Source organism: Streptomyces sp. NPDC003027 (genome assembly GCF_053591435.1).
Window position 1 is genome coordinate 72,895 of sequence record NZ_JBSFTU010000007.1, and the last position, 13,715, is coordinate 86,609.

Here is a 13,715-nt window from a genome sequence, read left to right on the forward strand (position 1 = left end):
GGTTTTTCAACGGTCCCCGCCGGGGGGGCGGCCCTACACGTCCGCTCTGCCGAGAGCGGCCAGCGGGTCGTCGAGGACCGGCTGCCAGGCCAGCTCCGCCGCCCCGACCAGGCTGTTGTGGTCGAGGGTGCAGGGCAGGATCGGTACGCCGCCGCTGCGGCCCCACAGACTGCGGTCGGCGACGACCGCGCGCAGCCGCTCGGGGTCGGCGCCGAGCAGCTCGCGGTGCAGACCGCCGAGGATGATCCGGTCCGGGTTGAGGATGTTCACCAGACCGGCGAGGCCCAGGCCCAGACGGTCGATCAGCTCCTCGGTCGCGGCCCGCACGCCCGGGTCGTCGGGCATCGTACGGAGCAGATCGCGCGCCTGCTGGAGCAGGGACACCTCCGGCCCCGGCGCGCGCCCCGCGACCGTGAGGAAGGCGAGCGGGTCGGTCTCGACGTCCAGACAGCCCCGGCTGCCGCAGTGGCAGGGGCGGCCCTCGGGGTTGACCGTGAGGTGCCCCACTTCGAGGGCGAGGCCGGAACTGCCGGTGTGCAGGCGGCCGTCGAGGACGAGCGCGCCGCCCACGCCGCGGTGGCCGGTGGCCACGCAGAGCAGGTCCTTGGCGCCGCGGCCGGCGCCGTGGCGGTGCTCGGCGAGGGCGGCGAGGTTGACGTCGTTGCCGGTGAAGGCGGGGCCCTCGATCCCGGCGGCGCGGACGCGTTCGGCGAAGATCTCCCGGACCGGCGCGCCGGCCGGCCAGGCGAGGTGGAGCGGGTTGAGGGCGGTGCCCTCGGGCTCGGCGACGGCGGAGGGGGCGGCGAGCCCGGCCCCCACGCAGCGGCGCCCGCTCTCGCGGAGGAGGGCGGCGCCCGCCTCGACGACGGCGCCGAGCACCTGGGCGGGATCGGCGGAGACCGTGACACAGCCGGGGGCGGTGGCGACGATGGTGCCGCCGAGCGCGACGAGCGCGGCCCGGAAGCCGTCGGAGTGGACCTGGGCGGCGAGGGCGACGGGGCCCTTGTCGGCGACGGCGAGGCGGTGCGAGGGGCGCCCCTGGGAGCCGGCGGCGGCGCCGGGGTTGGAGTCGACCCGGATGAGACCGAGCGCCTCCAGCTCGGCTGCGACGGCTCCGGCGGTGGCCCGGGTGACCCCGAGCTCGGCGGTCAGGACGGCGCGGGTGGGCGCGCGGCCCGTGTGCACCAGTTCGAGTGCGGGCCCGAGCGCGCCGCGCCCCCTGTCCAGCCGTGTCCTGGCCGTCGTCGCCTTGCCGTTCATGGTGGCGAGTCTCCCATGATCGGGCAGCCGCCCGGTTTCGGCGGTGGCCGAGCGGGTAGCGGCGCGGCACATCGAGCGGTGCGAGCGGTGTATCGGGAGGCGTCATGGCCCGCTCCGAGGCGGTGGCACGTGTGCGGGAGCTGCTGGGGGGCGACACCGGCCGGACGTACGCCGACGAGGCGGGCGTCCGTCTGAAGGACACCCCGCAGCCGCTGTACCAGCTCCTCGTCCTGGCCCATCTGCTGAGCGCCCGCATCCGGGCAGAGACGGCGGTGGCGGCGGCGAGGGCGCTGTTCGAGGCGGGGATGCGCAGTCCGCGGCGGATGCGGGAGGCGACCTGGCGGGAACGGGTGGACGCGCTCGGCGAGGGCGGATACCGGCGCTACGACGAGCGGACGGCCACGCAGCTGGGCGAGGAGGCCGAGCTGGTCCTGGAGAAGTACGGCGGCGATCTGCGCCGGATGCGGGCCGCGGCGGACGGTGACGTGGACGCGCTGCGGGCCGCTCTGCGCGAGATGCCGGGGATCGGCCCGGCCGGTGCGGACATCTTCCTGCGCGAGGTGCAGGGCATCTGGCCGGAAGTGGGCCCCTTCCTGGACGAGCGCGCTTTGGAGGGCGCCCGCCGCGCCCGCCTCCCCACGGACCGCGAGGCGCTGGCGCGGCTGGTGCGGCGCGAGGAACTCCCGGGGCTGGCGGCGGCCCTGGTGCGGGTCTCCCTGGAGCGGGACACCGGGGACAGCCACCGGGCGGCGGGCTGACGACGGTCCGTCCGGCCGGGGCCCTCGTTTCGCTGCCGACCGCCTGCGCCCGCCCGGTCGCCCCGGTTGAAAAGACGGCGGCCCGACCCCTATCCTGAGTTTGTGCCGCTACTAAACAAAGTAAGGACGGCCGTTCCGGGGGGTCCCGGCGGAAACACCGCCGATCGCTCCCTGTTCCGCCTCCGCTCCGCCCTGACCCTCTTCTTCGCCCTCGACGGCTTCCTCTTCGCCGGCTGGGTGGTCCGGATCCCCGCCATCAAGCAGCAGACGGGCGCCACCGCCAGCGACCTCGGGCTCGCCCTGCTCGGCGTCTCCGCCGGTGCCGTGGTGACGATGGCCTTGACCGGACGGCTGTGCCGGCGCTACGGCAGCCATGCCGTCACCGTCGTCACGGCCGTCCTGCTCTCCCTCTCGATCGCCCTGCCCGCCCTGACCGGATCCCCGCTCTCCCTCGGCCTCGTACTGCTCCTCTTCGGTGCGGCGTACGGCGGAATCAACGTCGCGATGAACAGCGCGGCCGTCGATCTCGTCGCCGCGCTGCGCCGCCCCGTGATGCCCAGCTTCCACGCGGCCTTCAGCCTCGGCGGCATGCTCGGCGCGGGACTGGGCGGGCTGGTCGCCGGAAGTCTCTCCCCCGCGACACATCTGTTCGGCCTCACGGTCGTCGGTCTGCTCCTGACGGCCCTCGCCGGCCCCGTCCTGCTCCGTACCCCCTCCCCCGCCCCGCCGCAGGAGGAGCGCGCCACCGACCGGCCCCGGGCCAAGGCCGGTTCGCGCGGGCTGGTCATCGTGTTCGGTGTCATCGCGCTGTGCACCGCGTACGGCGAGGGCGCGCTGGCCGACTGGGGCGCCCTGCACCTGGAGCAGGACCTTCACGCGCACCCGGGGGTGGCGGCCGCGGGCTACTCCGTCTTCGCGCTGACGATGACGGCCGGCCGGCTCTCGGGCACCGCCCTCCTCGAACGCCTCGGCCAGACCCGCACCCTGGTCGCGGGCGGTGCCACGGCCGCCGCCGGCATGCTGCTCGGCGCGCTCGCCCCGAGCGTCTGGGCCGCCCTGCTGGGCTTCGCCGTGACCGGACTCGGCCTGGCCAACATCTTCCCGGTCGCCGTGGCCCGCGCGGGCGCGCTGGCCGGTCCGAGCGGGGTCGCCACCGCCTCCACGCTGGGCTACGGCGGCATGCTCCTGGGCCCGCCGTCCATCGGGTTCCTCGCCGACTGGTTCTCGCTCCCGATCGCCCTCACCACCGTCGCCGCCCTCGCGGCGGGCGCCGCGGTGATCGGTTACGCGGCCCGCAACGCGCGGGCGCCCGAGGCGGGTTGAGCGCTCGGGCGGCCGCGTCGAGCGGCCGTAGGGGTGCCGCGCCGATCACGGTCCGCCCGGTCGGCGACAAGGCGTGAACAGTCGCCGACGGGTCTCGGCGACTGGCAGAATTCCGACGTATGAAGGTCATGAAGGTCGACGCGCACATCGAGGCCCTGGACGCGGCGGGCCGCTCCCTGGCCGACGCCGCCGCCGAAGCGGGTACGGACGCCGAGGTCGTGACCTGCCCGGGATGGCGGGTGCGCGATCTGCTGCGGCACACGACGATGGTGCACCGCTGGGCGACCGCCTTCGTCGCCGAGGGGCACACCTCGTACCACCCCGACGGCGGCGAGCCTGATCTCGACGGAGAGGCACTGCTCGCCCACTACCGCGCGGGGCACGCGGCCCTCGTCGCCGCTCTGCGGGCGGCGCCCGCGGACCTGGAGTGCTGGACGTTCCTGCCCGCCCCCTCCCCGCTCGCCTTCTGGGCGCGACGACAGGCCCACGAGACGACGGTCCACCGCGCGGACGCCGAATCGGCCTCGCTCGAAGGGCGGCCGGGACCGGTGGACCCGATCATCGCCGCGGACGGGATCGACGAGCTGCTGCGGGCCTTCCACGCCCGCGACCGGAGCCGGGTGCGCACGCCTGAGCCCCGCACCCTGCGCGTCCGGGCGACGGACACCGGTGACGTGTGGACGACGCGCCTGTCGCAGGGGGCACCGCACACCGAACGGACCGCCGACGGCCCGGCGGACTGCGAGCTGAGCGGGCCCGCCGGCCGTCTCTATCTGACGCTCTGGAACCGGCTCCCCGACTCGGCCGTGTCCGTGACCGGCGACGCCTCGCTCGCCCGGCTGTGGCGGGAGAACTCCGGCATCACCTGGTCATAGGCCCACCCGGCGCCCCGGGCACGGGGGAGGCGCACGGAGGCCGGACCTCAGGACCGCCGCCGCCCGCCATCGCTCAGGGTGTTTCGGGTGCCGTCGGGTCCGCGCCGCCCGGGCCCTCGGCGGCGGTGGGCTCCGGCGACCCCGCCGCGCTCGCGTCCCCCGCCCCGTCCTGGCGTACGCCGTTCCGGGCGCCGTCCTCGGCCTTGGGCGTCGCGCCCCTGCCGGCCGCACCGGCCGTCGCCGCCAACCGGCGGTCGAGGAGGTCGAGCGCCCGGCGCGCCAGCCCGTTCGAACGGACGTACCCGGCGAGCGTGGTGGAGCCCCGGGTGATGTCCGTGAAGGCGTTCCAGGCAGGCCGAAGGCCGGTGACGGCCGCGTGCAGCAGCCCCGGCCGGCGCTCGAACAGGGCCAGCATTCGCCGGCCGACCGCCATCTCCACGCCGAGGCCCGCCTTGATGGCGAAGGCGTAGTTCAGCGCCTGACGGCGGGCGTCGACGGCGTCGTTGGCCTCGGCGATGCGTACCGCCCACTCCCCCGCGAGCCGCCCCGAGCGCAGCGCGAACGAGATGCCCTCGCGGGTCCACGGCTCCAGCAGGCCCGCCGCGTCGCCGCACACCAGGACGCGACCGCGCGACAGCGGCGAGTCGTCGCTGCGGCAGCGCGTGAGATGACCGGACGAGATCGCCGGCTCGAAGCCCGCGAGACCGAGCCGGGCGACGAAGTCCTCCAGATAGCGCTTGGTCGCCGCGCCCTCACCGCGCGCCGAGATGACGCCGACGGTGAGCGTGTCGCCCTTGGGGAACACCCAGCCGTAACTGCCGGGCATCGGCCCCCAGTCGATGAGGATCCGCCCCTTCCAGTCCTCGGCCACCGACGCCGGAACCGGGATCTCCGCCTCCAGGCCGAGGTCCACCTGGTCCAGCTTGACCCCGACGTGCGCTCCTATCCGGCCGGCGCTGCCGTCCGCGCCGACGACCGCCCGGGCGAGGAGCGTCTCACCGTCGGCGAGGACCACGGCGACCGTCCGCCGGTCCGGGACCGCGGGGCCGTGCTGCTCGACGCGCGAGACGGTGGCCCCGGTGCGCAGCTCGGCACCCGCCTTCTGCGCCTGCTCGACCAGTCCGGCGTCGAACTCCGGCCGGTTGACGAGCCCGAAGAGCATCCGGCGCGAGCGGCGGGTGCGGGCGAAGCGTCCGTTGTGGGAGAAGGTGACGGCGTGCACCCGGTCCTGGAGGGGCAGTTCGAAACCGGGCGGCAGGGCGTCCCGGGAGGGCCCGATGATGCCGCCGCCACAGGTCTTGTAGCGGGGCAGTTCCGCCTTCTCCAGAAGCAGTACGCGGCGGCCGGCGACGGCCGCCGCGTAGGCCGCGGACGCTCCGGCGGGGCCCGCTCCGACGACGACCACGTCCCACACGGTCGCGGCGCCCTCCGGGAACAGCGCCTCCGCCCCGGCCTCCGTACCGGTCACGGCCGACGTCTCCCCGGTCTCGGCATCGGCCGACGCCTCCGGGGCCCCGGCCCCGGTGCGCGTCTTGCGGGCGGCCTCGGCCGCTTCAGACTCTGCCGCTCCGGCGTCTGCGTTCTCGCTGCTCACGATGTGCTTCTGCTCCTGATCCGACCGGTGGTCCATGCTCTGTACGGCATCCTACGGCGCGGCCTGCGGCAGCCCGCGCCGTAGGATCGGCCGTACGTGCGCCGTACAACCGACTGACGGCGCCGTCGTTCACAACGTCGCACCCACGAGGAGCGTGCCCATGACCACGAATCCGATCGCCGAGACCGTCGCCGGCCTGATGCCCCGTGCCAAGGCGGAGCTGACGGAGCTGGTGGCCTTCGAGTCGGTGGCGGACGAGGCCGTGGCGCCGCGGAGCGAATGCGAGGGCGCCGCGAACTGGGTGGCCGACGCGCTGCGCGCCGAGGGCTTCCAGGAGGTGGCGCTGCTCGACACCCCCGACGGTTCCCAGTCGGTGTACGGCGTGCTGCCCGGCCCGCTCGGGGCCCCGACCGTCCTGCTCTACGCGCACTACGACGTGCAGCCCAAGCTGGACGAGTCGGCGTGGCTGAGCCCGCCGTTCCAGCTGACGGAGCGGAACGGACGCTGGTACGGGCGTGGCGCGGCCGACTGCAAGGGCGGCTTCATCATGCACCTTCTCGCGCTGCGCGCGCTCAAGGCGAACGGCGGCGTGCCCGTCACGGTCAAGGTGATCGTGGAGGGCTCCGAGGAGCAGGGCACGGGCGGCCTGGAGCGGTACGCCGAGGCGCACCCCGATCTGCTGTCCGCCGACGCGATCGTGATCGGTGACACCGGCAACTTCCGCGTCGGCCTGCCGACGGTGACCGCGACCCTGCGCGGTATGACGATGATCCGGGTCCGGATCGACACCCTCGAAGGCAACCTGCACTCCGGCCAGTTCGGCGGAGCGGCGCCCGACGCGCTGGCCGCGCTGATCCGCGTACTGGACACGCTGCGGGCCGAGGACGGCTCCACGGTCATCGACGGGCTGCCGGCCGACGCGGTGTGGGAGGGTCTGCAGTACCCGGAGGAGGAGTTCCGCAAGGACGCCAGGGTCCTGGACGGTGTCGGCCTGCCGGGCCACGGCACGGTCGCGGACCGCATCTGGGCCCGTCCGGCCGTGACCGTCATCGGTATCGACTGCCACCCGGTCGCCGGCGCGACCCCGTCGATCCCGTCGACCGCCCGCGCGCAGATCAGCCTGCGGGTGCCGCCGGGCCAGGACGCCGCCGAGGCGACCCAGCTGCTCTACGCCCACATCAAGAAGCGGGTGCCGTGGAACGCCCGGGTGAGCTTCGAGCAGGTCGGCCAGGGCCAGGCGTTCAGCGCGGACGTGACCAGCCCGGCGTACACGTCGATGGCCGAGGCGATGCGGATCGCCTACCCGGGTGAGGAGATGCAGGCGTCCGGCATGGGCGGCTCGATCCCGCTGTGCAACACCCTCGCCGCGCTCTACCCGAAGGCGGAGATCCTGCTGATCGGTCTGAGCGAGCCGGAGGCTCAGATCCACGCGGTGAACGAGTCGGTGTCGCCGGAGGAGCTGGAGCGGCTCTCGGTGGCCGAGGCGCACTTCCTGCTGAACTACGCGCGCTCCAAGCAGGTCTGAGTGACGTGGTGCTGACGCCCTTTCAGGTTCAGCGTTCGGCGAACTCGCCCAGAGCGTAAGGGCATACGGCGGGCGTGCGCGGCCGCGTACGTTCGCCGTATGGACCTCATCGAGATCACCCCGCGGCTCCACATGCTCCGCTTCTCCATCGGCCAGGCGTATCTGTGGCGGGACGGGGAGGATTCGACGCTGATAGACGCCGGGTGGGTGGGCTCGGCCGACGCGATCGAGGCGGCGCTCCGGAAGACGGGCCTGGACCCGGCCCGGCTGCGCCGGATCGTGCTCACGCACTGCCATCGGGACCATGTCGGGTCGGCGGGGGAGCTCGCGGAGCGGTACGGGGCGGAGATCCTGGCGCACCGCCTGGACGCCCCGGTGATCCGGGGCGAGATCCCGGTCCCCGAGCCGGCGCTGCTCGACTGGGAGGTACCGCTGTACGAGCACGGCCTGACCGTGCCCGAGGCGCCGCCCACCCGGGTCGACCGGGAGCTCGCGGACGGAGACGTGCTGGGCTTCGGCGACGGGGCCGTGGTGGTGCACACCCCGGGGCACACGGACGGTTCGCTCGCGGTCCATCTGCCGCGCCACGGCGTGCTGTTCACCGGGGACACCGTGGCATCGGTGCGGGGGGTGTCGTTCGGCGTCTTCCATGTGGACCGCGAGGGCGCCATGGCCTCGATGCGGCGGCTGGCGGAGCTGAAGCCCTCGGTGATCTGCTGCGGCCACGGGGAACCGGTGACGGCGGACGCGGCGCGGCAGCTGTCGGCGGCGCTCGGATAGGCCGGCGGTTCGCTGTCAGCCGACGGGCACGCCCGCCTCGAGGTTGAGTACGGTGCCGCGTTCGCGGGCGCGCAGGGCCCACCGCAGGCGCCGGTAGCGGACGGGCGGGAGAAGGCCGGCGGCCTCCTCCTCGGTGACGAAGCGCCAGCCGCGCAGCTCGGCGCCGGGCAGCAGCAGATGGTCGGCCCGGGCGGCGGGCAGCCGGCCCCCGTCGAAGAGGAGACGCAGGCCGCCGTAGCCGGGAGGCTGGGGCCGTTCCCAGTCGACCAGCAGCAGACGGGGTACGGCGTCGAGTTCGAGCCCGATCTCCTCGGCCACCTCGCGCATCCCGGCGCGGGCGGGCGGCTCGCCGGGTTCGACGACGCCGCCGGGGAACTCCCAGCCGGGTTTGTACGTGGGGTCGACGAGCAGGACGCGGTCCCGTTCGTCGAAGAGCAGGACGCCGGCGGCCAGCGTCTCTCCGGTCGGCTCGGGCGTCTGCACGATGCCGCAGGAACCGGCGGCACCGGTGTGGAGTGCTTCGGCGACGGCGGCGGCCGCCTCGGCGGGGGTGAGGTCCGAGGTGTCGACGGTGTGGGCGTCGGCGGCGAGCCAGTCGGCGCGGGCCGCCCGGTAGGGCTCGATGTGGTCGAGGGACCAGCGGCGGACGCGTTCGAGGGTCTCGGGGTCGCGGTCGTCGGGTGCGCGGGTGGTGATCCGCTCACGCAGGATCGTTTCGTCGGGGGCGAGCAGCACGTGCAGCACCTCGATGCGGCGGGCGGCGAGACCGCCGAATATCTCGTCGCGGTACTCCTGGCGCAACAGGGTCATGGGGACGACGAGCACTCCGCCGACCTCGGCGAGCAGGGCGGCGGCGGCGTCGACGACCAGGCGGCGCCAGATCCGCAGGTCCTGGAAGTCGTTGACCTCGGCGAGTCGTTTCTGCGGCAGCAGCCAGTTCATCGCGCCGCCGATGAGTCCGGGGTCGTACAGGGTGCTGTTCGGGATCAGATCGACCAGCTCGCGCGCGGTGCTCGACTTCCCCGCGCCGAACGCACCGTTGATCCAGACGATCACGATTCCCCCTCTTCGGTAGCCCTCAGTGGCTTGCCCGCAACACCCTGCCACGGAAACCCCTGTGGGGAACCGGGTGATCCGGTCGTCGCGGGGGCCTGAGTCGGCCGGGTGGGGGTACGCGCAGTACAGGGCGCCTCACGGAGCGAACGCGTGCACGGGATGACGCGTGACACTTCGGGGCGAACTGTCGTTGGATGAGCAAGACAAGGGGTGGCGAGATGAAGCGAACGGTATTGGAGAGGTTTCCCGCCGGTGGGCCGCGGGGCAGCTGGCCGGCCGAGGAGTTCGCCAGCGCGCGCCGGGGCGAGGGGCTCCCGGCGAAGGTGGTGATGGACCTGGAGGCCGACGCGTTCCTGGTGATCGTGGAACAGCGGACGGCACGGACGGCGAAGCGGGCCGGAGCGACGGCGTCGGCACGGGCATCGGCATCGGCGTAGAGCTGCCGCTGACCGCCCGTCAGCGGCCACGGACACGCGTGCGAGCGTGCCCCGTACGGTGGACGTCACGCCGGCCCGATCAGCCCGCGACCGGTGCTCCGTCGCGGGGGGTGGGGACCGCCGCCGCGGCCGCGCCGAGGAGCCCGGCGTCCGTGCCCGTGAGGGCGGGGGCGACCGTGAGGTCGCGGACGAAGGACAGCGTCGCGTAGGAGCGCAGACTGCGCCGCAGCGGGGCGAAGAGGACCTCTCCCGCACCCGCCACTCCCCCGCCGATGACGGCGATGTCGATCTCGACCAGCGTGGCGGTGGCGGCGATTCCGGCCGCGAGCGCCTGCGCGGCGCGTTCGAAGGAGGCCACGGCGACCGGGTCCCCGGCGTGCGCCGCGGCGGCCACCGCGGCGGCCGAGGTGTCACCGTCGGGGCCGGGACGCCAGCCGCTCTCCAGGGCGCGGCGCGCGATATGGGGCCCGCTGGCGATCCGCTCGACGCAGCCTCGTCCGCCGCAGGCGCACAGCTCGCCGTCCAGATCCACGCTGACGTGGCCGATATGGCCGGCGTTTCCGGTGGGGCCCGGGTGCACCCGCCCGCCGAGCACCAGTCCCCCACCGACGCCCGTGGAGACGACCAGGCACAGCGCGTTGTCATGACCGCGGGCCGCGCCCTGCCAGTGCTCGGCCGCCGTCATGGCGACTCCGTCGCCGACGAGGGCCACGGGCCGACCGCCGACCACCCGGCCCACCCGCTCCACCAGTGGAAACCCGCGCCAGCCGGGGATGTTGACGGGGCTGACGGTGCCGGCGCAGGCGTCCACCGGGCCCGCGCTGCCGATGCCCACCGCGCGCGCCGCCTCCCACAGGGGCGAGACGGCCAGCTCGGCGAGCACCTCCTCGACCGCGCGCATCACCGTCTCGCCGTCCTCCCGCGCGGGCGTGGGCCGCTGCGCCCGTACGAGAATCCGGCCGCCGCCGTCCACCAGCGCGCCAGCGATCTTGGTGCCGCCGATGTCCAGGGCGACGACGAGGCCGGCGGCGAGGTCGGTGTGCATGGTGCGAGGTCTCCCGGAGGGCAGGCGAGGGGGTGATGGGTGTGACGTACAGTCTCCTCTCCTCTGACAACGTTGTCCAGGGCCTATGCTCGACAACATCACGACGGCATCCGCCGAGCCGTCCGACGAGACAGAGGATCTGCGCACCGTGGCCGACAACGCCCGCCGCCCCGAAACCCGTTACGGCAATCGGCCCACGATGAAGGATGTCGCGTCCCGGGCCGGGGTCGGACTCAAGACGGTCTCGCGGGTGGTCAACGGCGAGCCCGGGGTCACTCCCGACACCGAGCGGCGGGTCCAGGAGGCGATCGAGTCGCTCGGCTTCCGCCGCAACGACAGCGCGCGCGTCCTGCGCAAGGGCCGCACCGCCTCGGTCGGCCTGGTCCTGGAGGACCTGGCCGATCCCTTCTACGGCCCGCTCAGCCGTGCCGTGGAGGAGGTCGCCCGCGCCCACGGGGCGCTGCTCATCAACGGTTCCAGCGCGGAGGACCCGGACCGGGAGCGGGAGTTGGCGCTGGCGCTCTGCGCCCGCCGGGTCGACGGGCTCATCGTCATCCCGGCCGGCTCCGACCACCGTTATCTGGAGCCGGAGATGAAGGCGGGGGTCGCCACCGTCTTCGTCGACCGGCCGGCGGGCCGGATCGACGCCGACGCGGTCCTCTCGGACAGCTTCGGCGGCGCGCGGGCCGGTGTGGCCCATCTGATCGCCCACGGCCACCGCCGGATCGGCTTCGTCGGCGACCAGCCCCGCATCCACACCGCGACCGAGCGGCTGCGCGGTTACCGCGCGGCGATGGAGGACGCGGGTCTGGCGGTCGACCCTTCGTGGGTCTCGCTGGGGCCGACGGACCCGGAGCGGGTACGGGACGCGGTGGCGGGGATGGTGTCGGGCCCGGAGCCGGTCACCGCGGTCTTCGCGGGGAACAACCGGGTCACGGTCACGGCGGTGCGCGCGCTGGCGGGCCGCCGGCACCCGGTGGCCCTGGTGGGGTTCGACGACATCGAGCTGGCCGACCTGCTCGGCATCACCGTCATCGCCCAGGACGCGGCGGCGCTGGGCCGTACGGCGGCGGAACGCCTCTTCCGCCGCCTGGACGGCGCCGACGAGGCTCCGGCCCGGGTGGTCCTGGAGACGACGCTGATACCCCGGGGGTCGGGCGAGATCGCACCTCCGGCGTAGGACTCCTCCCGGGATCAGAGCCGGTCCGTGCTCAGCAGACGGGGAGGCCCGGCAGCGGCTGGTCGTTGTCGCCGCCCTTGAGGTTCACGACGTTGACGTAGACGTTGGTGTTGCCGCTGTCGTCGTCCGTCCTGGCCGCCCAGACGTTGGTCCACTGGCCGTGCGTCTCCCGCCGCCCCAGATCGCTCTGGCAGTAGAAGTAGTTGGTACCGGCGTTGAGCGTGCCCATGGCGGCGCCCGAGTGGCTGTACGACGTCGCCGTGCGCCACACCTGGCAGTCGTACTTCCCTCCGCCCCGAGGGTGGCAGGCCGGTGCGGGCTGCGTGGACTGCCCGCCGCCGCTCGTCGTGGCCGTGCCTCCGGTCGTACCGCTGCCTCCGCTCGTGCCGCCTCCGCTCGCCGAACCGCCTCCGGAGGCGGTTCCGCCGGTCGTGGTGCCTCCGCCGTCCGTACCGCTGCCGCCGGAGCCGGGCACCGGCGGCTTCGACGTCCTCGACGCGGAGGGGGCGGGCGAAGCGGAGTTCGTCGCGCCCGCCTTCGAGGGGGCTGCGGACGCGGTCGCCGAACCCACACCGCCCGGGTCCAGCGCGCGACCGGGGTCGGCCGCGGGGCCGCTCGGCGACGTCTGCTCCCCGGCCAGGCGCTCCCGATCCGTGCCGTCACCGTGCCCGACGAGGGCGTAGGTCCCACCGCCGCCCGCCAGCAGGACGGCGGCGACGGCCGCGGCGACCAGCACCGGGGACCGCTTGCGCGCGGTCGGCCCGGCGGAGGTGTGACCGGCGGACGGGAACCCGCCGGCCGGTGCGGTGGAGGCTTGCGTGACCGGGGGCGTCGCGGGGGCGAGTCCCCCGGCGGGTGGCACCGCGGGGCCGAAGCCCTCCGGACGGTGCGGGACCGCGTTCGGTTCGGTCGGCACGGGGACGGCGCCCGGAACCCCGTACGGCGCGGCGGGTGCGGTGGGGGCGCACGGCGTGCCCGGGCCGGCCTCGCCGGCCCGGGCCACGGCTCCGAGAAGGCGGGCCGCCGACCTGGCGTCGGGGCGCTGCGCCGGGTCCTTGTCCATCAGCTGCCGCAGGACGGGCCCGAGGGGTCCGGCGTTGCGCGGCTCCGGCAGGGGCTCCACGACGATGGCGTTCAGCGTCGACCAGGTGGACGTGCGGCGGAACGGCGAGGAGCCCTCCACGGCCGCGTAGAGCGTGGCACCCAGCGCCCAGATGTCGGAGGCGGGGCCCGGCTGCTGTCCCTGGGCACGCTCCGGGGCCAGGTAGTCCAGCGAGCCGACGATCTCACCGCTGCGCGTCAGACGCGTGTCCGAACCGTCGCCCGGGTCGTCCATGGCGGCGATCCCGAAGTCGGTCAGGACGACCCGCCCGCTCCGGTCGAGGAGGACGTTGCCGGGCTTCACGTCGCGGTGGAGCACACCGACCTCGTGCGCGGCCGCGAGCGCCTCCAGGACGGCGGCGCCGATCCGGGCGGCCTCCCGCGGGTCCAGGACGCCGCGCTCGCTCAGGACGTCGTCGAGCGAGGGCCCGTCGACCAGTTCCATGACGATGACCGGGCGGCCCTCATGGTCGGCCACGTCGTGGACCGCGATGACCCCGGGGTGCCGCACACGGGCCGCGGCACGTGCCTCGCGCTGCATCCGCAGCCGCAGATCGGCCAGTTCCGGCCCCGAGGAGTCGTTGTAGGCCCGCAGTTCCTTGACGGCCACCTCGCGCCCGAGGACCTCGTCGACGGCGCGCCAGACGACGCCCATGCCGCCGCGGCCCAGTTGGCGTACGACCCGATAACGGCCGGCGAGCCGCTCGTTCTCCCCCGAAGACACCGATGCCCCGTTCTCTGTCGGCTGTGTGGAACGCGTACAGAGTACGGGGCCCGGTGG

The 13,715-nt window shown here is 74.6% G+C and carries 12 protein-coding genes; 7 read left to right on the forward strand and 5 right to left on the reverse strand.

Annotated elements, in window-relative coordinates:
* Positions 1 to 33 precede the first annotated feature (33 nt).
* Positions 34 to 1,260, reverse strand: a complete 1,227-nt coding sequence (locus tag ACWDX6_RS08020; protein WP_451484088.1) for an ROK family protein — start codon at positions 1,258 to 1,260, stop codon at positions 34 to 36.
* A gap of 104 nt (positions 1,261 to 1,364) precedes the next feature.
* Here ACWDX6_RS08020 and ACWDX6_RS08025 point away from each other — a divergent pair, with 104 nt between their 5' ends.
* The 3 genes from ACWDX6_RS08025 to ACWDX6_RS08035 all read left to right on the forward strand — a co-directional run bounded on the left by ACWDX6_RS08025 (position 1,365) and on the right by ACWDX6_RS08035 (position 4,216).
* Positions 1,365 to 2,018, forward strand: a complete 654-nt coding sequence (locus ACWDX6_RS08025) for an endonuclease (RefSeq protein ID WP_451484089.1) — start codon at positions 1,365 to 1,367, stop codon at positions 2,016 to 2,018.
* Between the two features lie 102 nt (positions 2,019 to 2,120).
* On the forward strand, positions 2,121 to 3,341 hold the full coding sequence (locus ACWDX6_RS08030; protein WP_451484090.1) for an MFS transporter: 1,221 nt from the start codon (positions 2,121 to 2,123) through the stop codon (positions 3,339 to 3,341).
* Positions 3,342 to 3,469: 128 nt separating this feature from the next.
* Positions 3,470 to 4,216: a maleylpyruvate isomerase family mycothiol-dependent enzyme gene (locus tag ACWDX6_RS08035; RefSeq protein WP_451484163.1), complete on the forward strand. Its 747-nt coding sequence runs from the start codon at positions 3,470 to 3,472 to the stop codon at positions 4,214 to 4,216.
* Between the two features lie 73 nt (positions 4,217 to 4,289).
* Here ACWDX6_RS08035 and ACWDX6_RS08040 read toward each other — a convergent pair whose 3' ends face one another.
* Positions 4,290 to 5,846: a geranylgeranyl reductase family protein gene (locus tag ACWDX6_RS08040; protein ID WP_451484091.1), complete on the reverse strand. Its 1,557-nt coding sequence runs from the start codon at positions 5,844 to 5,846 to the stop codon at positions 4,290 to 4,292.
* 124 nt (positions 5,847 to 5,970) lie between these two features.
* Here ACWDX6_RS08040 and ACWDX6_RS08045 point away from each other — a divergent pair, with 124 nt between their 5' ends.
* Positions 5,971 to 7,335: a dipeptidase gene (locus ACWDX6_RS08045; RefSeq protein WP_403292153.1), complete on the forward strand. Its 1,365-nt coding sequence runs from the start codon at positions 5,971 to 5,973 to the stop codon at positions 7,333 to 7,335.
* Between the two features lie 99 nt (positions 7,336 to 7,434).
* Entirely contained in the window at positions 7,435 to 8,115 is a 681-nt protein-coding gene (locus ACWDX6_RS08050; RefSeq protein WP_451484092.1) for an MBL fold metallo-hydrolase, read from the forward strand.
* Positions 8,116 to 8,130: 15 nt separating this feature from the next.
* Here ACWDX6_RS08050 and ACWDX6_RS08055 read toward each other — a convergent pair whose 3' ends face one another.
* Complete coding sequence (locus tag ACWDX6_RS08055) at positions 8,131 to 9,174, reverse strand: NUDIX domain-containing protein (RefSeq protein WP_451484164.1); 1,044 nt, start codon at positions 9,172 to 9,174, stop codon at positions 8,131 to 8,133.
* A gap of 215 nt (positions 9,175 to 9,389) precedes the next feature.
* Here ACWDX6_RS08055 and ACWDX6_RS08060 point away from each other — a divergent pair, with 215 nt between their 5' ends.
* On the forward strand, positions 9,390 to 9,608 hold the full coding sequence (locus ACWDX6_RS08060) for a hypothetical protein (protein WP_451484093.1): 219 nt from the start codon (positions 9,390 to 9,392) through the stop codon (positions 9,606 to 9,608).
* A 79-nt stretch (positions 9,609 to 9,687) separates the two neighbouring features.
* Here ACWDX6_RS08060 and ACWDX6_RS08065 read toward each other — a convergent pair whose 3' ends face one another.
* Positions 9,688 to 10,653, reverse strand: a complete 966-nt coding sequence (locus ACWDX6_RS08065; RefSeq protein ID WP_451484094.1) for an ROK family protein — start codon at positions 10,651 to 10,653, stop codon at positions 9,688 to 9,690.
* A gap of 199 nt (positions 10,654 to 10,852) precedes the next feature.
* Here ACWDX6_RS08065 and ACWDX6_RS08070 point away from each other — a divergent pair, with 199 nt between their 5' ends.
* Positions 10,853 to 11,833 (forward strand): LacI family DNA-binding transcriptional regulator, encoded by a 981-nt coding sequence (locus tag ACWDX6_RS08070; protein WP_451484165.1) that lies wholly within the window; start codon positions 10,853 to 10,855, stop codon positions 11,831 to 11,833.
* 31 nt (positions 11,834 to 11,864) lie between these two features.
* On the opposite strand, the gene ACWDX6_RS08075 is transcribed toward ACWDX6_RS08070, so the two are convergent.
* Positions 11,865 to 13,658, reverse strand: a complete 1,794-nt coding sequence (locus ACWDX6_RS08075; protein WP_451484095.1) for a protein kinase domain-containing protein — start codon at positions 13,656 to 13,658, stop codon at positions 11,865 to 11,867.
* Positions 13,659 to 13,715 lie beyond the last annotated feature (57 nt).